At 62.1% G+C, this 22,696-nt stretch carries 11 protein-coding genes; 2 read left to right on the top strand and 9 right to left on the bottom strand.

All coding sequences use genetic code 11. The annotated features are described in order from the left end of the window. Positions 1-9: 9 nt before the first annotated feature. The 8 genes from NFI08_RS15450 to truA all read right to left on the bottom strand — a co-directional run bounded on the left by NFI08_RS15450 (position 10) and on the right by truA (position 7,591). Positions 10-612 carry a CvpA family protein gene (locus tag NFI08_RS15450; protein WP_349590473.1) on the bottom strand — a complete coding sequence of 201 codons (603 nt, stop codon included), beginning with the start codon at positions 610-612 and terminating at the stop codon, positions 10-12. Then, positions 612-1,289, bottom strand: coding sequence for an SPOR domain-containing protein (locus NFI08_RS15445; protein WP_108448844.1), 678 nt, complete (start codon positions 1,287-1,289; stop codon positions 612-614). The genes NFI08_RS15450 and NFI08_RS15445 overlap by 1 nt, the downstream gene beginning before the upstream one ends. Then, the gene (gene folC / locus NFI08_RS15440; protein WP_349590469.1) at positions 1,286-2,671 is read right to left on the bottom strand and encodes a bifunctional tetrahydrofolate synthase/dihydrofolate synthase; all 1,386 of its coding nucleotides are present in this window, start codon (positions 2,669-2,671) and stop codon (positions 1,286-1,288) included. The genes NFI08_RS15445 and folC overlap by 4 nt, the downstream gene beginning before the upstream one ends. Positions 2,672-2,674: 3 nt before the next feature. Next, a complete protein-coding gene (gene accD / locus NFI08_RS15435; protein WP_349590466.1) occupies positions 2,675-3,742 on the bottom strand; it encodes an acetyl-CoA carboxylase, carboxyltransferase subunit beta in 1,068 nt (355 codons plus the stop codon). 73 nt (positions 3,743-3,815) lie between these two features. Continuing rightward, positions 3,816-4,619 (bottom strand): tryptophan synthase subunit alpha, encoded by an 804-nt coding sequence (gene trpA, locus NFI08_RS15430; protein ID WP_108448847.1) that lies wholly within the window; start codon positions 4,617-4,619, stop codon positions 3,816-3,818. 15 nt (positions 4,620-4,634) lie between these two features. Beyond that, positions 4,635-5,849, bottom strand: coding sequence for a tryptophan synthase subunit beta (trpB, locus tag NFI08_RS15425; protein WP_181248630.1), 1,215 nt, complete (start codon positions 5,847-5,849; stop codon positions 4,635-4,637). Between the two features lie 81 nt (positions 5,850-5,930). Continuing rightward, positions 5,931-6,569 (bottom strand): phosphoribosylanthranilate isomerase, encoded by a 639-nt coding sequence (locus NFI08_RS15420; RefSeq protein WP_108448848.1) that lies wholly within the window; start codon positions 6,567-6,569, stop codon positions 5,931-5,933. After that, positions 6,569-7,591, bottom strand: a complete 1,023-nt coding sequence (gene truA, locus NFI08_RS15415; RefSeq protein WP_108448849.1) for a tRNA pseudouridine(38-40) synthase TruA — start codon at positions 7,589-7,591, stop codon at positions 6,569-6,571. Before truA ends, NFI08_RS15420 begins: the two co-directional genes overlap by 1 nt. Before the next feature lie 675 nt (positions 7,592-8,266). Between truA and NFI08_RS15410 the strand changes: the two genes are divergently transcribed. After that, positions 8,267-13,585 carry an Ig-like domain-containing protein gene (locus tag NFI08_RS15410; RefSeq protein ID WP_349590459.1) on the top strand — a complete coding sequence of 1,773 codons (5,319 nt, stop codon included), beginning with the start codon at positions 8,267-8,269 and terminating at the stop codon, positions 13,583-13,585. 324 nt (positions 13,586-13,909) lie between these two features. Here NFI08_RS15410 and NFI08_RS15405 read toward each other — a convergent pair whose 3' ends face one another. Continuing rightward, positions 13,910-14,929: an IS30 family transposase gene (locus NFI08_RS15405; protein ID WP_349589945.1), complete on the bottom strand. Its 1,020-nt coding sequence runs from the start codon at positions 14,927-14,929 to the stop codon at positions 13,910-13,912. 385 nt (positions 14,930-15,314) lie between these two features. Here NFI08_RS15405 and NFI08_RS15400 point away from each other — a divergent pair, with 385 nt between their 5' ends. Then, positions 15,315-22,661 carry an Ig-like domain-containing protein gene (locus tag NFI08_RS15400; protein ID WP_349590456.1) on the top strand — a complete coding sequence of 2,449 codons (7,347 nt, stop codon included), beginning with the start codon at positions 15,315-15,317 and terminating at the stop codon, positions 22,659-22,661. Positions 22,662-22,696 lie beyond the last annotated feature (35 nt).

The raw sequence follows: 22,696 nt of genomic DNA, 5'->3' as shown, positions 1-22,696 counted from the left end.
CTGGCGAAGTCAGAGCGTGCTTGTGGCACCTTGCTTCGCATCGTCGATGGCAGATCCCTCTGCCTCGCCACCGGTCGGCGGCGATGGTTCTGCCTGGGGCAGCTCGCGCAGGGACTCGGGAAAGTCCGGCAGGCTGCCCTCGAAATCACTCAGTTGGCCAAGGCCCCAGTCGCGCAGTTGCTCGAAGTGGGGGCGCACGCTGGCATCCTGCCAGGCCGTCAGTTGATCCAGCGGGGTAAAGCCGATCAGCAGCGTGACCAGGGTCAGCACCGCTGCCGCCTTCACCCCACCGAACAAGGCTCCGGTCAGGCGATTGAGAAAGCCTGCGCCGGCCCACTCCACCGCCGCCTGGATCATCCGTATCAGGATGCCGCCGAGCAGGATCGTGATCACGATGATCAGGATAAAGGCCACGATAAGCCGGCCATCCGGACTGTCGATCCAGTTGCCCAGCACCTCGGCCACCGGCTCGGCGAACATGCGTGCCGCCAAAAGCGCCACGATCCAGCTGGCCAGGCCTAGCGCCTCACGCACCAGGCCACGGACGAACCCCGCCGCCACGGCCACCGCCAGCACGGCGACGAAGACCCAGTCCACCCATGTCACCAGCATCAGCTATCCACCTTGACCAGAAGCCCCTGCAGATTTTCCCGGGACTTGAGCTCGCTCATCACGCCCTCGGCGTCCTCGGACGCGCCGAAGGGGCCCACGTAGACCGTGGTCAGCGAGTTGTTGCGCTCACGCGAGTAGGCGGGGTAACCCTGGTCACGCAGCTTCTGCATCAGGCGCTGGGCGTTGCCGGCCTCGCCGAAGCTGCCCACCTGCACCGCCCACTCACCGCCTTCCACCGCGGTGGGGGCGCTCGTCGTGCGCTGCTCGGCCTGGCGCGCCAGGGCGGCGATAGGATCTTCCCGCGGCTGGCTGGCCTCGGGTGCCGGTTCGGGCTCGGCCTGGCGCTCGGAGGACGCCTGTTCGGCCACCTGCTGCGCCGGTTCAGGATCCACCTGCTGTGGCTGGCTGGACTCGGAGGGTTCGCTCTGGCCCTGGTCGGCCTGCGAAGCATTGCCCTCGCCAGGGGCAACCGGTGCCTGAATCTGCCCAAGCCCTTCCGGCGGGGTGGGCTCAGGCACGTCGCGGCGCTCCACATCCACCGGCGGGTCGATGGTCAGCACCGGGTCCGGCCGCTGCTCGGGGGATTCGGGCTCATCAAACAACATCGGCACGAAGATGACGCCCAGCGCCACCACGATAATGATCCCGCTGATTCGCTCACGCATTCCGTATTTCATGTCGCTCCCTCGATGACGCCACCGCCACTGGACTGGCGGCTCCATCTCGCCAGTATGGCAGCCACGGTGAAGAAGGATCCCGTCACCAGTACACGATCTGCCGACTCGACGCACGATTCGAGCCAGTCGGCGCCGTCATCGACGCTATCGGCGTGGTGAAGGATGGTGCCACCTTGATGTTCGATACGTGCCGCGAGGTCGGCTGCGCTACGTCCGCGGTCGCCTTCGAGCGTCACCGGCAGCCAGGCGTCCACCACCGGCGACAGCGCGGCGATGACCCCCTCGGCGTCCTTGTCCTCGAGCATGCCGATCAGACACAGGGTCCGCCCCTGGACCTCCCGTTGCACTTCACGCCGTTCGACCAGTCGCCCGGCCAGGTAGTTGGCGGCGTGAGGGTTGTGACCCACGTCAAGGCACCAGTTACCGCGCCACTGCATCCGCCCGGGAAGATGCACCTCGGCCAGTGCCTGGCGACAGGCGTCTGGATCGAGTTCACCAAGGGCCAGCCACAGTGCCTGCAGCGCAGAAGCGGCGTTATCCAGCGGCAGCCCGGGATCGCTTAGTCGTTCCAGGCCGACCGGCTGGCCTTGCGCGTCGCTTCCGCGCCACGACCAGCCGCCCTGTTCGCCATCAGGTCCTGCACAAGGTGCTGCACAAGGTGCTGCTTGAGAGCCTGCATGGCTGCCCGAATGGGCGAAGGCCTCACCGAGCGCAAAGATCGGCGCACCCAGCGAACGGGCATGGTCGGCAACGCTCGAGGGCAGGTCACGACTGCCCAGCACCGCCGGGCGCCCGGTACGCATGATCCCGGCCTTCTCGCGGCCGATGATGGCAATATCGTTGCCCAGGAAGGCGGCGTGGTCCTGAGCCACGGTGGTCACCACGGCGACATCCGGATCCACCACATTGACCGCGTCCAGGCGACCACCGAGGCCGACCTCCAGCACCGCCAGGTCGGGCTGGCGCCTGGCGATGGTCCACAGCGCCGCCAGGGTACCGACCTCGAAGTAGGTGAGGCTGACCGGGGATGGCGCGAGCCTGGCCTGCTCCACCGCGACGAAGCCTTCGATCAGCACCTCGTCGCTGGCCTCGCTGGCGTCCAGCCGAAGGCGCTCGTTGTAACGCACCAGATGGGGCGAGGTGTAGGCCGCCGTGGACAACCCATGGGCCCGTCCCAGCGCCTCGAGCATGGCCACCGTGGACCCCTTGCCGTTGGTGCCGGCGACGGTGATCACCCGGCGTGCAATCGGCCTCTCGGTCAGACCGAGACGCTGTGCCACACAGGCGACCCGCTCGAGGCCCAGATCGATGCCGACGGGGTGGGCGGCCTCGAGTCGGGCGAGCCAGCTATCCAGCGTGGTGGGCAGACCGTCGTTATCCATGGGCTAGCGCGGTGTGTCCTGGGTGCGTTCGCCGTCCTTCGGCTCCTCGCCTTGGACAGCATCGGCTTCATCGCTTTGCGTCTGCTGCTCGGCCGTCTCCGGCGCGTGCTCGGCCTGGGCGCCTTCACTGTCTGCCATGGCCACCGCCAGGTCACGCTCGGCGGCTTCGGCGGCGTCCACCAGGTCGGGCTCACTGTCGTCGGCGATACCTATCGCAGGTTGATGGGTCAGCTTGCGCAGCACCCCACCCAGCCGCGAACGCATCTCGTGGCGATGCACGATCATGTCGACGGTGCCGTGTTCGAGCAGGAACTCGCTGCGCTGGAAGCCTTCAGGCAGCTTCTCGCGCACCGTCTGTTCGATGACCCGAGGACCGGCAAAGCCGATCAGGGCGTTGGGCTCGGCCACGTTGAGATCGCCGAGCATGGCCAGCGACGCCGACACGCCACCGAACACCGGATCGGTCAACACCGAGATATAGGGCACGCCGGCCTGCTTGAGGCGCTCAAGCGCGGCGGAGGTCTTGGCCATCTGCATCAGCGAGAACAGCGCTTCCTGCATGCGCGCACCGCCGGATGCCGAGAAACACACCAGCGGCTGGCCCTCTTCGAGAGCGATAGTGGCGGCACGCACGAACTTCTCGCCGACCACGGCCCCCATGGAGCCACCCATGAAGGTGAACTCGAAGGCCACCGCGACCACCGGCAGGCCATCCAGCGAACCGCGCATGGCGATCAGGGCGTCGTTCTCGCCGGTGTCCTTCTGGGCCGCGGCCAGGCGGTCCTTGTACTTCTTGGAGTCACGAAACTTGAGACGATCCACCGGCTCGAGGTCGGCGGCGATCTCTTCGCGACCTTCCTTGTCGAGGAACCAGTCAAGGCGCTTGCGCGCGGTCAGGCGCAGATGGTGATCACACTTGGGACACACGTTGTGGTGCTTTTCGAGTTCGGGCAGGTAAAGCACCGACTCGCACTTGGGGCACTTACGCCAGAGACCGTCCGGAACGCTCGCCCGGCGGTCCTTGCGCTGAATGCGGCCCACCGAGGGCACAATCTTGTCTAGCCAGCTCATGTCAGAAGTCTTCCGTTGCTACGGTCGCCGGCGGTGGCCGACGACAGGGTCGAATCTCTTCCCCGATCGCCTCTCAGGCGTCCAGGGCCTGGCGTATCTCTGTCATCACCGCCTTCAATTCGGCGATGGCCTCGCGGGGAGCGTCACAGTGCTCGGCGATGCGTGAGACCAGGGCACTGCCGACGATGACGCCATCGGCAACCTTAGCCACTTCCGCGGCGGAGGCGCCGTCGCGGATACCGAAACCGACACACAGGGGCAGATCGGTCAGCTCGCGCAGCGGCGCCAGATGGGCCGCCACATCGTCGGCGTTGAGGCTCGCCGAGCCGGTCACTCCCTTGAGCGACACATAGTAGAGATAGCCATGCGCGTGGGCGCATATTGTAGCGGCACGCTCTGGGGAAGTGGTAGGGGCGACAAGAAAGATTGGCGCCAAATCCTCGGCTTCCAGCAAGGGCCCCAGTTCATCGGCCTCTTCCGGCGGCATGTCCACCACCAGCACGCCATCGACGCCGGCCGCCCTCGCCTCGCGGGCGAAGCGCTCGATACCCATGCGCTCGATGGGATTGAGATAGCCCATCAACACCACCGGGGTGTCGTCGTCCTGACGCCGAAACTCGGCCACCATGGCCAGCAGGTCGGTCAGGCGGGTGCCGTGCTTCAAGGCACGCTCACAGGCCTTCTGGATGACCGGGCCGTCGGCCATGGGGTCGCTGAAGGGGACCCCGAGTTCGATGATGTCGGCGCCGGACTCGACCAGTGCGTGCATGTAGTCGACGGTCACCTCCGGGGTGGGATCGCCCCCGGTGATGTAGGGAACCAGCGCCTTGCGACCCTGATCGGCGAGAGAACGAAAACGTTTATCGATACGAGACATGGAATTCTCTAGCTCCTACAGGTCGATTCCGTCGATCTTGGCAACGGTGAGGATGTCCTTGTCGCCACGTCCGGACAGGTTGACCACGATGTTCTGGTCCGGGGACAGGGTCGGCGCCAGCACCTTGGCGTGGGCCAGGGCGTGGGCCGATTCCAGCGCCGGCATGATGCCCTCGACGTGGGTCAGCTCACGGAAGGCCTCAAGCACGGCGTCGTCGTTGGCGGCCACATAGTTGACCCGGCCGACGTCCTTCCACAGCGCGTGTTCGGGCCCGACACCGGGGTAGTCGAGGCCCGCCGAGATCGAGTGGGTATCGCTGACCTGGCCGCCCTCGTCGGACATCAGGTAGGTGCGGTTGCCGTGAAGCACGCCGCGGGGCGCGCCGGAGGCCAGGGGCGCAGCGTGACGGCCGGTCTCGACCCCGTCGCCACCGGCTTCGACGCCATACATCTCGACGCCGTCGTCCTCGACGAAGGGATAGAACAGCCCCATGGCGTTGGAGCCACCGCCGACGCAGGCGATCAGCGCGTCAGGCAGCTTGCCGAACTGCTCGAGCGACTGGCGCCGCGCTTCACGGCCGACCACCGCGTTGAAGTCACGCACCAGTTGCGGGTAGGGATGCGGCCCCGCCACGGTGCCGATGATGTAGAAGGTATCGTCGACGTTGGTGACCCAGTCGCGCAGCGCCTCGTTCATGGCATCCTTGAGCGTACGGGTGCCGGAAGTCACCGGAATGACGTTGGCCCCCAGCAGGCGCATGCGATAGACGTTGAGCTTCTGACGCTCGGTATCGGCCTCGCCCATGTAGACGTCGCAGCGCAGGCCCAGCCGCGCCGCCACGGTGGCGGTCGCCACGCCATGCTGACCGGCGCCGGTTTCGGCGATCACCCGGGGCTTGCCACTCTTCTTGGCCAGCAGCGCCTGGCCGATGGTGTTGTTCACCTTGTGGGCGCCGGTGTGATTGAGATCCTCGCGCTTCAGCCATATCTGGGCACCGCCAAGCTGTGCAGACCAGCGCCGGGCGTGATAGAGCGGCGACGGCCGACCGACGTAGTGCGCGAGGTCATGGTCAAATTCGGCCTGAAAGTCGGGATCGTCCTTGAGGCTTTCGTAGGTGCGGCTCAGATCGTCCAGCGCAAAGCTCAAGGTTTCCGAGACAAAGCGACCTCCGTAGGCCCCATAGTGCCCCCGAGCGTCAGGCCATTGGGTCAGTTCACTGAACTTGCTCACGTCGGACTCCTTGCGGATAAACTGGCTGAATAAAAAGTCGGTGATGGTCGCTCGCTACCGGGCGTGGGGCCTGCTGCCGCGTCAGCGGCGGGCGTCGCCCTGCCCCACGGCGCGCATAAAGGCCTGCATGCGCTCTGGATCCTTGGCGCCCGGCGCGCTTTCGATGCCCCCGGAGACGTCGAGGGCAAAGGGCCTCACCCGGTCAATCGCCTCGGCGGCGTTGTCCGCCGACAGGCCACCGGCGAGGATAACAGGTTTTGCCAGCGACGACGGGATGCGCGACCAGTCGAAAGTGTCACCGGTGCCGCCGGGCACGCCTGGGCGATAGGCGTCCAGCAGCAGTGCCTGGGCGCCGGCGTAGGTGCGTTCGGCCTCGTGCAGATCGAGGCCGTCGCGCATTCTCAGCGCCTTTATATAAGGGCGCGCAAAGCGCTCGCAGGCCTCGGCGCTCTCGCTACCGTGAAACTGCAGCAGGTCGAGACACGGCAGTGCCCTTTCGATGGTCTCGTCGTCGGCATCGACGAACAGCCCCACCCGGGTGACGAAGGCCGGCACCCGCGCCGCGAGTTCGGCCAGCCGCTCCAGGCTGACCGCCCGCTTGCTGCCGGGCCACAGCACAAAGCCCAAGGCATCGGCGCCCAACGCCACGGCGGCGTCGATATCCTCTTCGCGGGTAAAGCCGCAGAACTTGACGCGGGTACGGTGCGCGGAAGCAATCATCAGGACTCCTTGTCCGCGGCGTGCGCCGCCGAAGCGCCGGCAGGTCCTTCAGCGAAACCGTCGCCGAGCCCGTCGGCGAGCCCGTCGGCGAGCTCTTCGGCACGTACCGCCCTGCGCGTCTCGGCGATCGGACGTCCGCGGCGAAACTCCACCATGGGGCAGTCCGGCAGCGGGCGCTCTCCTGTCCACTCCCCCAGGAAGGCCAGCAGATTCGGCCCCAAGGGTTCGGCGGGCAGTTGCCACTCGGGGTCGTACAGGGTGTCGACGAAGTGCAACCCACAGCCTGGCGCCGTCACATCGCTCTGCTTGCGATCCTTGAGTGCCATCAGTCGCGCGATGTAGTCGGTGCCCTGCTCACCCCGTCCCACCGTCACCAGCGCGCCGACGATGTTGCGCACCATGTGGTGCAGGAAGGCGTTGGCCTGAAGGTCCACCACCACCAGCGGGCCGTGGCGATGCACCTCGATAAAGTGCAGGTGGCGCCAGGGCGTCTTCGACTGACAGCCAGCCGCACGAAAACTCGAGAAATCGTGCTCGCCGACCAGCGCCTGGGCGGCCTCGTGCATGGCGTCGGCATTCAGCGGGTCGCGGCACCAGGTGGCGTTGGCACGCTCCAGCACCGGGCGACTCGGCTGATTGAGGATGACGTAGCGATAGCGCCGGCCCAACGCCTTGAAGCGGGCGTGGAATTCGTCGGGCACCTCGCGAATCCAGCGGATCGCCACGTCTCGGGGAAGGTTGGCGTTGCCGCCGAACACCCAGGCCTTCTCGGAACGCTCCACCGGCGGGTCGAAGTGGGCGATCTGGCGGGTCGCGTGCACGCCTGAGTCGGTGCGTCCGCTGCAATGCAACGTGATCGGCACACCCGCCACCTTGGCCAGCGCCTTCTCCACCGCCCCCTGCACCGACGGGGCGTGCTTGAGCCGCTGCCAACCGCAATAGTGGGTACCGTCGTACTCGACGCTGAGCGCCAGACGACCCTTGAGGGGGGTACGTTCATCAAGATGGTGAAAGAAGGACATACGACCTGCTGAGCAAAGAAAGCGGTGGAGACAACGAGGGACGCATTATCCCTTATCACCGGCCATGCGGCCAGTAGCGGCGCTTCTCAAGTCGTTGCACACGTCCTCCTGCGCCTATTCCCACAATGGGGATCACCATGTTCGGGGAACGATTGGCCATTACGCCTCCGACTGCCTCACATCGTATTTCAGCGACCTGGAAGCCAACGACGACACTCCAACTACGCTCTATCGACTTCTGTGGTGCCCCCCTCCAGCTCTCTTAGCGTAATTTTTCTCACTTTCTTCTCCCTGGAATCACTTACTTTTGCCCATCCAGCTTTTCTATCAAGTTCAGATGTGCAATGACTCGCCGCCACCCGCCAAATCAAGACTGCACACTTAATGAGAAATACGCTGAAAAATAAAGGCAAAAAAACAAGTTAAAAAAGAGATATCTATCTTTTTGTTTGGTGAAAAAAAGCCCTACACATTCATCTATATATTCGCAATCTCGTCCTAGCCCATCAGTACAATACTTGCGACAGTTTCACTCGAATATGTTTGGGCGACGTCTGTAGCATTTAACCTAAAATATGCAAGGAAATCGCAATGAATTCCGACACCAACACGACACAGACCCATGCAACTCTCGCCGCCTTACTAGCAGTGGAATGCGATTGTGAAGTAAGCGCCTTGACGGCACTCGACGAGGACGGACTCCCCGATGGCATCGCAGGAGGCCCAGGAGATGCCCCCGGCCAGGCCATTACGGGCACCGGCACACTTGGCTACAGCTTCGGTGCGAGTGGCCCCGCTGCATCAGGCGCCTTTCGCTGGGACCCGGCCAGCCTGCCTGAACTGACTTCGGGTGGCGAGGTGCTGAGCTACCAGCTATCACCCAGCGGTGAGACCCTGACCGCACGGACTCCTGACGGCACACCGATCCTCCACATCAAGTTGACGGATCTCGACACTGGCAGCTACAAGGTTTCCCTGCTGGGCCCCCTGGACCACCCGCAACAAGGTACCGAAGACAACCTGGTCTTTTCGATCCGTTACACCATTACCGACAGTGATGGAGACGAGGCCTCCGCTAGACTGGCCCTGGATATTGACGACGACACCCCTACCAATAGCATCGACACTCCCTCATCGATTGAACCCGGTGACACCGTGACCGGGACCTGGACACAGGATGGAGGCGCCGATGGGGTCACCGGTACCACTGTAAAACTGCCCGGCGACACCACCGACTACCCCCTCGGCTCCCCCATCGATACCGGCAACGGTACCCTGACAGTCAAGCCCAACGGTAATTGGAGCTTTACTGCCGCCCCGGATGCGGAGGGTACGCTGGACTTCCAGATTGTCACTACCGACGGCGACGGAGACAGCACCAGCTGCAACGGACACATCGACATCGGTGGCGGCGGCAGCGGTGGCAACGGCGTTCCCACGACTCCTGAGACAGATGGTGACCCCAACACCAATCCGGCCAAGGCGATCGTCGATGAAGACGGGCTTCCTGGCGGCATTGCCGGCGGAATCAACGATGTGGCCGGAGAACGAATCGTTGCTACTGGCTCGCTGGGTTACGACTTTGGTGACGACGGTCAGGGCGGCTTTAGCTGGAGCACCGCCAACCTGCCGAGCCTCACCTCCAACGGCAGCCCGGTGACCTGGACCCTGAGTGGTAATGGTCGCTCGCTGGTGGGCTTCGACGGCAACGGTGATCGCGTGATCTCGGTTCAGCTCACCGACGTCGACAATGGCACCTACAAGGTCGTGCTGGCCAAGCCGCTCGATCACTCCAACCCTGATGTCGAGGACGATATCAACTTCAACGTCGGCTACACCATTACCGACAGCGACGGCGACAGCGCCTTCGGCGTACTCAAGGTGACCGTCGACGACGATATGCCGGTCGCCAACAGCGATACCGCCAGCACCGACAGCGATACTCCGGTGACCGTCGATGTTCTCGGCAACGACAACAACGGCGCCGATGGCCCGGGCACTGTCACCGACGCCACCGTCGACGGTGGCCCAGGAGTGGGCACGGTGACCGTCAACCCGGATGGCACCCTGACCTTCGCGCCTAATCCCGACTTTACCGGCAACGCGGTGATCGACTACACCGGCACCGACGGTGACGGCGACACCACCGATGGTAAGCTCACCGTCACGGTAGAAAGTGGTGATGCAGACGATACCCCCACTACCCCGGAAACCGACGGCGACCCCACTACCAATCCAGCCAAGGCCATTGTCGATGAAGACGGGCTTCCTGGCGGCATTGCCGGCGGCATCAACGATGTGGCCGGAGAACGAATTGCTGCCACTGGCTCGCTGGGTTATGACTTCGGTGACGACGGCCAGGGAAGCTTTAGCTGGAGTACAGCCAATCTGCCGAGCCTCACCTCCAACGGCAGCCCGGTGACCTGGACCCTGAGTGGTAACGGTCGCTCGCTGGTGGGCTTCGACGGCAATGGCGATCGCGTGATCTCGGTTCAACTCACCGACGTTACCAATGGCACCTACAAGGTCGTACTGGCCAAGCCGCTGGATCACTCCAACCCTGATGTCGAGGACGACATCAACTTCAACGTCGGCTATACCATCACCGATAGCGACGGCGATAGCGCCTCCGGCGTACTCAAGGTAACCGTCGACGACGACATGCCGGTCGCCAACGACGACGCGGCCAGCACCGACAGTAATACTCCGGTGACCGTAGACGTCCTCGGCAACGACAATAACGGCGCCGATGGCCCGGGCTCCATCACCGACGCCACCGTCACTGGTGGTCCAGGAGTAGGCACGGTGACCGTCAACCCGGATGGCACCCTGACTTTCGTGCCTAATCCCGACTTTACCGGCAACGCGGTGATCGACTACACCGGCACCGACGGTGACGGCGACACCACCGATGGTCAGCTCACCGTGACCGTCGAAAGTGGTGATGTCGACGACACTCCCACTACCCCGGAAACCGACGGCGACCCCAATACCCATCCAGCCGTGGCCATTGTCGATGAAGACGGCCTGCCCGGAGGCATTGCTGGCGGCATCAACGATGTGGCCGGCGAAAATACTGCCGCTACCGGCTCGCTAGGCTACGACTTCGGTGACGACGGCCAGGGAAGCTTTAGCTGGAGCACTACCAATCTGCCGAGCCTCACCTCCAACGGCAGCCCGGTGACCTGGACCCTGAGTGGTAACGGTCGCTCGCTGGTGGGCTTCGACGGCAATGGCGATCGTGTGATCTCGGTCCAGCTCACCAACGTCGCCAATGGCAGCTACAAGGTCGTACTGGCCAAGCCGCTGGATCACTCCAACCCGGATGTCGAGGATGACATCAATTTCGACGTCGGCTATACCATCACTGACAGCGACGGCGATAGCGCCTCCGGCGTGCTCAAGGTGACCATCGACGACGACATGCCGGTCGCCAGCAACGACGCCGCCAGCACAGACAGTGATACTCCGGTGACCGTAGACGTCCTCGGCAACGATAACAATGGCGCCGATGGCCCGGGCTCAATCACCGACGCCACCGTCGATGGCGGTTCAGACGTGGGTACGGTCACCATCAATCCGGACGGCACCTTGACTTTCGTGCCTAATCCCGACTTTACCGGCAACGCGGTGATCGACTATACCGGCACCGACGGTGACGGCGACACCACCGACGGCCAACTCACCGTGGCGGTCGACAGTGACGATGTCGACGACACCCCCACCACCCCGGAAACCGACGGCGACCCCAATACCAATCCAGCCAAGGCCATTGTCGATGAAGACGGCCTGCCCAACGGCGTTGCTGGCGGCCCGCAGGATGTGGCGGGAGAAAAGACCACTGCTACCGGCACCCTGGGCTACGACTTCGGTGTCGACGGTGCTGCTGCCAACGGTGGATTCAGCTGGAGCTCCGACACCTCAGGCTTTCCCACGACCACCGCCGAAGGCCAGGACGTGGTCTATTTCCTGAGCAGCAACGGACGCTCCATTCTGGGTCTTGACGAAGACGGCAACCGAGTGATCACCATTGCCATGCTGGATCCGGCAACCGGCGACTACAAGGTCACGTTATCGCAGGCTCTTCAACACAATGTTGCAGGCAGCGAAGATGACCTCGCCTTTGATGTGGGCTACACGGTTACCGACAGCGACGGTGACAGCGCCGCTGGCGTGCTGAAGGTCGTCATCGACGACGATACACCCATCGCCGCACCGGACTCGGCGTTCACAGCCACCGAATCACCTGTCGTCATCGACGTGAAGGCCAACGATGGCACTGGAGCGGACGGTGCCGACGTAACCTCGGCCACGGTGGAGGGTGGGGCCAATACAGGAACCGTCGTCATCAATCCAGATGGCACCCTGACGTTCACCCCTAACAAGGACTTTTCCGGTGAAGCGGTCATCGACTACACCCTGACAGATGGTGACAACGATGTTGCCACCAGCCAGGTCACCGTCACCATCAATGAACTGTTTGTCGGGGACAATGATAACGACATCAACACCACAGGCGCAGGGAACGACGTCCAGATAGGGGACCAGGGAGGAATACGTCAGATCGTCAAGGATGGTCAGGACTATAACATCGCCATTGTGCTGGATTCCTCTCAGTCAATGGGCGGCATGTACCCCATGGCTTCCGGAGAGATACGCATCAATGTCGCCCGTGCTGCCCTGAAGAGCTTCGCGGAAAAACTAGCCGACCATGACGGCACTGTCCATCTCACCCTCATCGATTTCAACCGTACCGCCGACAAGCGGGACTTCCAGGACTTCGACGCCGACGACCTTGGCCCGTGGGGGCAGTATCTCGACAGCATCACCTTGGCCCATGACACCAATACCGAAGCAGGGCTAAGAAAAGCCATCAGCTTCTTCCAGAACCAGCCCACCGATGGCTTTGAAAACCTGACCTACCTGCTGACTGACGGTGAGCCTACCGTATTTACCCGAGACGACGGATCGATTGGCGGCCCACAAAACAAGGCGAATTTCTGGACGGTCCAGGAGGCGGTCAACGCCTTCAAGGAACTATCAGAGTTCAGTGCGGTGGAAACCATCGGCATCGATCCTCATGCGCTGACGCAGAATCCACAGGGCGACGTGATCAATGCCATGCTCGACAGCTCCGGCGTCACTGGCACAGCCACCGTCAACCTCCAAGGAGGCAGCGTTACCAGCGAAGTCGGGCAGCCGGTCAACATAACCAATCAAAGCGAATTTGAAATCGCGCTTCAGACTGGATCGTATCTTGATACCAACATCCCTGTCGGCGACGATATCCTGAATGGCACCTCAGGCAAAGACGTGATCTTCGGGGACAGGATCAACTCCGACCAACTGGCGTGGACCAATGGCGACACCGGAGAGGAGTTTGCTGCCGGCGAACATGACGGACTAAGTTACCAAGGACTTCTCGACTTCCTCAAATGGAGCGAAAACGCTGGCCAGGACCCTTCCGAGCAGCAAATTATCGAGTACATCCAAGGCAACTATGCAGCACTAACAGGGGCCAATGAAGCGGATGGTGGCGACGATGTCCTGAACGGCGCAGCCAACAATGACGTACTCATCGGCGGAGGTGGTAACGACGTCCTGGTCGGTGGCGCAGGGGATGATGAGATCTGGACTGGACTTGGCGCTGACACAGTTGCCTTCCAGTCAGGTGATGAAGGAACCTCTGGTTCCCCGGCCAAGGACGAAATCAAGGACTTTACGCTGGGCAACACTGCCAGCAACACAGCAGCCGACAAGATCGATGTATCCGATCTGCTGGAAAATGCCAGCGAAGCCGATATATCCGACTACCTCTACGCCAGCCAGGAGGGAAGTAACACCGTCATTTCAGTGAAATCAGACGGAGGCATCGGCACCTCTGGTGAAGGCGCTGATCAAGTCATTACCCTGTCCAACATCAGCATGGGCGGAGCATCCAGCGATGACTTCATCAACCAGTTGATCAAGGATGGGCAGTTGGATATCGAGTAACCTACAACGTTTCACTATTAGGTAGTGCAGAAACTTCACCCGGCCTTGGCCGGGTGAAGCTCTTACCACCATGAACTACTACCAAACTTGATTATTGTCGCCCCCTCTACGACCGCGCGCCTTATTAAAAACACCTATCTGCTAAAATTGGTGGAGTACGTTCGTCGAGATGGTGAAAGAAGGACATACGACTTGGCGGATACAAGATAATCGAGAAAGGTGACCAGACCCGCATTCCACAACCTAACCTTCACCGCCAACACAAAACGGTCATTTTCATCTATGCGCGCGGTGGCAGGGCGGTCTCAACCTACAAGCGCAACACTATTGGAGTGCCGGAGATCCGGGCACTGACTTCTGGAGAACCTCCGCGTATACCTCCAGAGGCGTCTTGGCGTTCAACGTCTCTCTAGGCCTGGTATTGAGTGAGTCTGCGATCTCATCGAGCTCCTCCTGGGTGTAGGTCGATAGGTCTGTTCCTTTGGACAGATACTGTCGAAGCAGACCATTGGTATTCTCGTTAGACCCACGTTGCCACGGGCTGTGTGGATCGGCGAAGTAGATGGCTGTCCCGGTACGTTGGGTTATTTCGGCATGCTTGACCATCTCGCTCCCTTGGTCGTAGGTCATCGACAGCCGTAGTGAGCGTGGAACACGGTTCAATTTGTCACTAAAGCCGACCATCGCATCCGTCGCGGTCGTACCGTCCATTTTCACCAGGATGACGAAGCGTGTCGTGCGCTCAACCAACGTGCCTACGGCAGAACGGTTGCTGGCCCCCATGATGAGGTCGCCTTCCCAATGCCCGGGCATCAACCGATCTTCGATCTCAGGCGGCCGGAGATGAATACTGACCAAGTCAGGAATTTGGCGGCGACGATCCTTGCCACGACTGCGTGGACGCCGCTTTCCCTTCCCCTGCCGAAGGCAAGCAATGAGCTCTTTTTTCAGCGAGCCTCGGGGCATCACATAGAGCGCGTTGTAGATGGCCTCGTGGGAGACCTGACGTGTAGGGTCATTTGGATACATGCGCTTCAGTGTGATGGCTATCTGCCTAGGAGACCAGTACTTGCGCAACAGGTAGGTCACCAGATCGAAGAGAGGCGTACCAAGGCGCAACTTAGATTGTCGTCGTGCTCGATGTCGCGTCAGCGTGGCCCTGAAACCCGCCAGACTGGCGTCATAGCCAGCATGAGAAGGTACCGCATGCCGAGCCAGTTCTCGAGAAATCGTGCTGGCAGCTCTCCCAAGGAACTTGGCGATGGAGCGTATCGAGTGACCTTCACGCATCAGCATGATGGTGGCACGTTCTTCAGCAGTAAGGTGGTGGTAGCAATGAGTCATAGCGATAGCGTACCTGATCGATCAGGTGTTGCACTTGCTCATTGAGACCGCCCAGCCATCGGTGCGCATGACTGTCACTTGTCGCGTACGCCTCAGGACCAGCTTCCCACTATTCTTGCCCCCAGCAGCGGCAGCAAAATCCCGCATCGCGACCTCGGCACCAGACCTGGAAAACATCCATGTAAGGAAAAACCCTTTAAAGCAAAAAAGAGACAATATTTCCTTTATAAATTGTCCCAAATTTCTGACATCAGCTCCTCTTATTACTCGCTATATCCTAAATTCCTTGCACTCGTCCATGAGGACAATGTCACCATCCATTCTTCTTGCATACGTTTAACGAGCCCCCGCCTACACCAACGGCAGTCACGCAAGGAATAACCTCATGAATTTCAACACCGATTCATCATTGAATCAGTCCACCGTTGCCACACTGCTGGCGCAGGACAGCATCACTCAGGTCACCGCCCTGGCGCTGCTGGATGAGGATGGCTTGCCCAATGGCATTCCTGGCGGCCCACAGGATGCGGCGGGTCAGGACACCGTGGCAACCGGCACCCTGGGCTACAATTTTGGCGCCAACGGCCCAGCCGCGACCCACCCCTTTCGCTGGGAATCCACCGGCCTTCCTTCATTGACATCTGGCGGCGAGGCCCTTTCCTATCAGGTTTCCGCAAACGGCCGGACACTGTCCGCCTCTACCAGCGATGGCACCACCCTTCTTCAGGTCAGGCTGACCGATCTTGCCTCAGGCAGCTACAGCGTCTCGCTGCTCGGCCCGATCGATCATCCCGACGCAACCATCGAAAACAACCTGATCTTTTCGGTCTACTACACCATCACCGATGGTGATGGTGATAGCGCCACCGCACGCCTGGGCCTGGATATCGACGATGACTCGCCGACCACGACCGTTATCGCTCCCTCGAGCCTGGAAGCCGGCGATACCGTCTCCGGCACCTGGTCACAGCAAGGCGGAGCCGACGGCGTCGCCGACACCGTCGTCAACCTCCAGGCCGACGACAACGAGTATCCGCTCGGCACACCGATCGATACCGGCAAGGGCATCCTGATCGTCAACCCCAACGGTACCTGGCGTTTCAGCGCAGACAACGATGCCAGCGGCGCACTCGACTTCAACATCACCACCAAGGATGGCGACGGTGACAGCTTCAGTTCAAGTGCCCACATCGTCATCTCCGGCGGCAATGGTATAGGCCCCACCACCCCCGAGACGGATGGCAATTCTGCCACCGTATCGCCCAAGGCGGTGGTCGATGAAGATGGCCTTCCCGGCGGTATCGCCGGCGGCATCAATGATTTCCCGGGCGAACGCATCATCGCCACCGGCCGGCTGCGCTATGACTTCGGCGATGACGGCCCAGGGGGCTTCACCTGGAGCACCGCCGGCCTGCCTGTACTGACCTCCCAGGGAAGCCTGGTCAGCTGGGCACTCAGCGCAGACGGACGCTCACTTCTTGGCACCAGCGCCAGCGGACAGCAGGTCCTCTCGATTCAACTGAGCGATCTTGCCGCCGGCACCTACCGGGTCGACCTGTTCAAGCCGCTGGATCACCCCCGAGCCGATGTCGAGAGCGACATCAACTTCAGCGTCGGCTACACCATCACCGACGCCGACGGCGACAGTGCGCAGGGCATCCTCCGCGTTACCGTGGATGACGACATGCCAGTGCCGGGCGACGATACCGCCGCAGGCGACAACAGCGGGCCCATCACGGTTGACGTACTGGACAACGATGACTTTGGCGCCGATGGCCCCGGCGAGCTCACCAGTGTCACCGTCCAGGGCGGCCCGGATGTTGGTACCGCCACCATCAACCCTGACGGCACCCTGACCTTTGTTCCCCACCCTGGCTTTACCGGAAACGCCACGATTGACTACACCGCCACAGATGGCGATGGCAGCACCGTTACCGGCAACCTCAGCGTCGAGGTCGCCGACGGCGGCGGCGGCGGCACAGGCCCCACCACGCCGGAAACCGATAGCAATCCCGACACCACCCCGCCAAAAGCGGTTCTCGACGAGGACGGCTTACCTGGCGGCATCGCCGGTGGCGTCAATGACGTGGCTGGCGAACGGATCGCGGCGACCGGCTCGCTGGGCTACGACTTTGGCAGCGACGGCCGCGGCAGCTTTACCTGGAATACCGCCGGCCTCCCCGTCCTCACCTCCGGCGGCAGCCCGGTCACCTGGTCGCTAAGCGGCAATGGTCGTTCGCTGGTCGGCTTCAACAACGCGGGTGAACGTGTCATTTCCGTCCAGCTCACCGACGTTGCCAACGGCATCTACAAGGTGGTGCTGGCCAAGCCGCTGGATCATTCCAACCCCAGTGTCGAGAGCGACATCAACTTCAGCGTCGGCTACACCATCACCGACAGCGTCGGCGACAGCGCCTCGGGCACTATCGGTATCACCGTCGATGACGATACGCCGGTGGCCAACGCCGACAACGCCACCACCGACAATGACGGCAGCGTCACCGTCGACGTTCTCGGCAACGACCGGTTCGGCGCCGACGGCCCCGGCGGCATCACCAATGCCACCGTCCAGGGTGGCGCGGGTGTCGGTACTGTCACCGTCAACCCTGACGGCTCCCTGACCTTCACGCCCAACCCGGGCTTCGTCGGCAACGCCACCATCGACTATACCGCCACTGACGGTGACGGCAGCGCTGTCGGCGGCAGCCTCAATGTTTCGGTCACAGATGGTGGCTCCGGCCCCACTACGCCAGAAACCGATGGAGATCCGCATACCGTGCCACCCAAGGCGGTGCTCGACGAAGACGGCCTGCCTGGCGGCATCGCCGGTGGCATCAGTGACGTGGCTGGCGAACGGATCGCGGCCACCGGCTCGCTGGGCTATGACTTTGGCAGCGACGGCCCCGGCAGCTTTAGCTGGAACACCGCCGGCCTCCCCGTCCTGACCTCCGGCGGCAGCCCAGTCATCTGGTCGTTGAGCGGCAATGGGCGTTCGCTGGTTGGCTTTGACAACACAGGTAACCGTGTCATCTCCGTCCAGCTCACCGACGTTGCCAACGGCAACTACAAGGTGGTGCTGGCCAAGCCGCTGGATCACTCCAACCCCAGTGTCGAGAGCGACATCAACTTCAGCGTCGGCTACACCATCACCGACAGGGTCGGTGACAGTGCCTCGGGCACTATCCGCATTACCGTCGATGACGACACGCCGGTGGCCAACCCCGACATCGCCATTACCGACAACGACGGTTCCGTCACCGTCGATGTGCTCGGCAACGACCGGTTCGGCGCCGATGGTCCCGGCGACATCACCAAAGCCACCGTCCAGGGAGGCGCGGGTGTCGGTACTGTCACCGTCAACCCCGACGGCACCCTGACTTTCACCCCCAATCCCGGCTTCGCCGGCAACGCCACCATCGACTATACCGCCACCGACGGTGATGGCAGCGCGGTCGGCGGTACCCTCAATGTCGCAGTCGCCGACGGCGGCACCGGCCCCACCACACCCGATAGCGATGGCGACCCCAGTACTTCCGCGCCCACGGCTGTGGTCGACGAAGATGGCCTGCCTGGCGGTATCGCCGGTGGCATAGGTGACGTCCCGGGGGAGCGTACCGTGGCGACTGGCTCACTGGGTTACAGCTTTGGCAGCGACGGCCCCGGCAGCTTTGCCTGGAGCACCACTGGTCTGCCTGCCCTGACCTCCGGCGGCAGCCCGGTCAACTGGTCGCTAAGCGCCAACGGGCTTTCCCTGTTCGGCCTGGATGGCAACGGCAATAGTGTCATTTCGGTGCAACTGACCAACATCGCCAGCGGCTCCTACAAGGTGATACTGGCCAAGCCGCTGGATCACTCCAACCCCAATATCGAGAGCGACATCGACTTCAGCGTCGGCTACACCATCACCGACAGTGCAGGTGACAGCGCCTCAGGCAGCATCGATATCACGGTCGATGACGACATGCCGGTGGCCAACGCCGACGTCGCTACCACCGACAATGACGGTTCCGTCACTGTCGACGTGCTCGGCAACGACCAGTTCGGCGCCGATGGCTCCGACGGCATCAGCAACGCAACAGTCCAGGGCGGCGCGGCTGTCGGCACCGTAGTGGTGAACCCCGACGGTACCCTGACCTTCACGCCCAACCCCGGCTTCGTCGGCAACGCCACCATCGACTATACCGCCACTGACGGTGACGGCAGCACGGCCGGCGGTAGCCTCAGTGTGGCGGTCGGCGACGGCGGCACCGGCCCCACCACGCCTGAGACCGACGGAGATCCGAATACTGCCCCCCCCAAGGCGGTACTCGACGAAGACGGCCTGCCTGGCGGTATCGCCGGTGGCATCAACGACGTGGCCGGCGAACGGACTACAGCCACCGGCTCACTGGGCTACGATTTTGGCAGCGATGGCCCTGGCAGCTTTAGCTGGAACACCACCGGCCTCCCCTCCCTGACCTCCGGCGGCAGCCCGGTCACCTGGTCGCTGAGCGGCAATGGGCGTTCTCTGGTCGGCTTTGACAACACGGGTAACCGTGTCATCTCCGTCCAGCTCACCGACGTTGCCAACGGCAACTACAAGGTGGTACTGGCCAAGCCGCTGGATCATTCCAACCCCGGTGTCGAGAGCGACATCAAGTTCAGCGTCGGCTACACCATCACCGACAGCGTCGGTGACACTGCCTCGGGCAGTATCGGCATTACCGTCGATGACGACACGCCAGTGGCCAACACTGACAGCGCCACCACCGACAACGACGGCAGCGTCACCGTCGACGTTCTCGGCAACGACCAGTTCGGCGCCGATGGTCAAGGCGCGTTAACCGGTGCCACCGTTCAGGGTGGCGCGACAGTCGGTACCGTCGCAGTCAACCCGGACGGCAGCCTGACCTTCACGCCCAATCCCGGCTTCGTCGGCAACGCCACCATCGACTATATCGCCACCGACGGCGACGGCAGCACGGTCGGCGGTAACCTCAATGTGTCGGTCGCTGACGGCGGCACTGACCCCACCACCCCCGATAGCGATGGCGACCCCAATACCAACGCCCCTAATGCTGTCGTCGACGAAGACGGCTTGCCTGGCGGCATTGCCGGTGGCGTCGGTGATGTCCCGGGGGAGCGTACCGTGGCGACTGGCTCACTGGGCTACAGCTTTGGCAGCGACGGCCCAGGCAGCTTTGCCTGGAGCACCGCCGGACTGCCTGCCCTGACCTCCGGCGGCAGCCCGGTCAACTGGTCGATAAGCGCCAACAGGCTTTCCCTGTTCGGCACGGACATCAACGGCAATAGTGTCATTTCGGTGCAACTGACCAACGTCGCCAGCGGTAGCTACCGGGTAGTACTGAGCCGACCGCTGGATCACTCCAGTCCCAACATCGAGAGCGACATCAACTTCAGCGTCGGCTACACCATCACCGACAGCGTTGGCAAGAGCGCCTCGGGGAGCATCGACATCACGGTCGATGACGACATGCCGGTAGCCAACGCTGACAGCGCCACCACCGACAACGACGTTACCGTCACCGTCGATGTGCTCGGTAATGACCAGCTTGGCGCCGACGGCTCCGGCGGCATTACCAACGCCACCGTCCAGGGCGGCGCGGCAGTCGGCACCGTCGCAGTGAATACGGACGGCACCCTGACCTTCACGCCCAACCCCGGCTTCGTCGGCAACGCCACCATCGCCTATACCGCAACCGATGGCGACGGCAGCGCTGTCAGCGGCAACCTTAGCGTCGCGGTCGCCGACGGTGGCACTGAGCCCACCACGCCAGAAACCGAAGGCTCGGCTCCAGTGGTCGCCGTGGTCGATGAGGATGGTCTGCCAGGCGGCAACGCGGGTGGCAATGGTGATGTCGCAGGCACGGCGGTAGTGGTGACGGGGCTACTGGGTTACAGCTTTGGCGACGACGGCCCCGCAGCCAGCGGTGGCTTCGCCTGGGGCTCCGACACTTCGGGTCTGCCTGCACAGACATCCGACGGTCAGGATATTCGCTACTTCCTGAGCAGCAATGCCCTGTCCCTGGTAGGTCTTGATGAAGCCGGCAACCGCGTCATCGCCATCGACATCCTCAATACCGCGACGGGTCAGTACCGAGTCGTGCTTTCTCAGCCGCTCGACCACCCGATCGCGGGTATCGAGGATGACCTGCGCTTCAGCGTCAGCTACACCGTGACGGACAGCGATGGTGACACGGCGCCAGGCAACCTGGTCGTCGTTGTCGATGACGACTCTCCCAAGGCATCAGTGGTCCAGGTCGGTGAGTTGACCGATGGGGCCACCGCCGACATCAGCTTCTTTGGCGCCGACGGTGCCGGCTCGCTGACCTTCGGTTCAGCCTTGGCGGGCACCCAGGTGACGAGCCCGGGAGGACTACCTTTACGCACTTCGAACGGTGAAACCCTCACCTATCAAGTGAGCGGCGATGGTCTGACGCTACAGGCTGTCACCACTAGAGGTTTCGTGGCTTTCGAAGTTAGCCTGACGGCAGACGGATCCCGCTATGAGGTGACACTTAACGACGAAGGTATCAAGGCAACAAGTGACTCTTCTTTGTCGGTTGATGTGGACGGCAACAAGCAGTCTCAAAATGGGCAAGGGCATAGATTCATCACTTTCGACGGTGAGAACGGTAGCCCCGATGTTCTAATGTCTAACTGGACGTTCCGGACTAACGCCGGCCCTAACGGTGAGGCTGGCGCCATTCAAATAGATGGTCTGGGCCATATCGGCCAAGGCCCCAACTTCATCACTGGCGACGACGAAATTATTCGTTTCGATTTTGTCGACAACCTGGCAATCTCTGGCACCGAGGCCAGCTGGGATAATCACCGTGGCGCCACACATTTCGAACAGATGATTTACCAGGTAAAACCCGACAGCCCAAAGTTCCAGCTTTCGGCTTTCACGTTGGCTCCGGATGGAGACGACACAAGCGGAAACCCCTATCAACTGAACAGAGATGAGAAGCTCGACCTTGACGCTTTTGATGTGCGCTTCCTGGATTCTTCAGGCAACGACATTACTTCTCATATATCAGTTACAGAGAACGCGGATGGATCGCTCACCATCAACGGAATTCAGCACGAAGCCAGACTTGTTCTAACCACCGATAAGCCTTTCGAGGCGTTGGAATTCGAAGGACTCGGTGACAAACTCCAGTTCACGCAGAGTGGCGAGTTCGACTTTACTTGGCTGGAAAAAAGTGATGAGAATCTTTCACTTGCGGTTGAAGGCACCGACGGTGATGGAGATCCGGTAAATGGAAGCCTTGAGTTGGCGCTGCCGACTTCCGGAGCTAGCGCGAGAGCAGCATCGGCTCGCAACGTTACTGCCAACGATGATGACAGCGGCGATGGGCAAATCTGGGCGGCTTTCGGTGCAGACACCATCGTGTTCCAGTCGGGAGATGAGGGAACGTCCACCAATCCATCCATGGATGTGGTGAATAACTTCACCCTTGGAGATACCGCGAAAAATACCGATGCGGATACTCTGGATCTATCCGATCTGCTCCACGACGCCAGCGAGGAGGATGTGTCTGACTACCTGCATGCAAGCCAGGACGGGGAAAACATCGTTCTGTCGGTAAAGTCGAACGGTGGCATCGGGGCCTCCGGTGCAGGTGCAGACCAGGTTATCACCCTGTCCAACACCAGCATGGGGGGAGCCTCCAGCGATGACTTCATCAACCAGTTGATCAATAACGGTCAGTTAGACGTCGAGTAAGCTGCAACACCTCTCGAGGTGGAACGCGAGGTCTT

The organism is Halomonas sp. EF61, assembly GCF_040147045.1.
Classification (GTDB): Bacteria; Pseudomonadota; Gammaproteobacteria; order Pseudomonadales; family Halomonadaceae; genus Halomonas; species Halomonas litopenaei.
Note: the sequence above shows the minus strand (reverse complement) of the source record. Positions and strands in the feature narration are given on the sequence as shown.

Bases quoted from the DNA above. Each gene is read 5' to 3' on its own strand.
- NFI08_RS15420 (WP_108448848.1), bottom strand. From the start codon at position 6,569: ATGATTGCTTCCGCGCACCGTACCCGCGTCAAGTTCTGCGGCTTTACC.
- NFI08_RS15405 (WP_349589945.1), bottom strand. From the start codon at position 14,929: ATGACTCATTGCTACCACCACCTTACTGCTGAAGAACGTGCCACCATC.
- accD (WP_349590466.1), bottom strand. From the start codon at position 3,742: ATGAGCTGGCTAGACAAGATTGTGCCCTCGGTGGGCCGCATTCAGCGC.
- NFI08_RS15445 (WP_108448844.1), bottom strand. From the start codon at position 1,289: ATGAAATACGGAATGCGTGAGCGAATCAGCGGGATCATTATCGTGGTG.
- truA (WP_108448849.1), bottom strand. From the start codon at position 7,591: ATGTCCTTCTTTCACCATCTTGATGAACGTACCCCCCTCAAGGGTCGT.
- trpA (WP_108448847.1), bottom strand. From the start codon at position 4,619: ATGTCTCGTATCGATAAACGTTTTCGTTCTCTCGCCGATCAGGGTCGC.
- folC (WP_349590469.1), bottom strand. From the start codon at position 2,671: ATGGATAACGACGGTCTGCCCACCACGCTGGATAGCTGGCTCGCCCGA.
- NFI08_RS15400 (WP_349590456.1), top strand. From the start codon at position 15,315: ATGAATTTCAACACCGATTCATCATTGAATCAGTCCACCGTTGCCACA.
- NFI08_RS15450 (WP_349590473.1), bottom strand. From the start codon at position 612: ATGCTGGTGACATGGGTGGACTGGGTCTTCGTCGCCGTGCTGGCGGTG.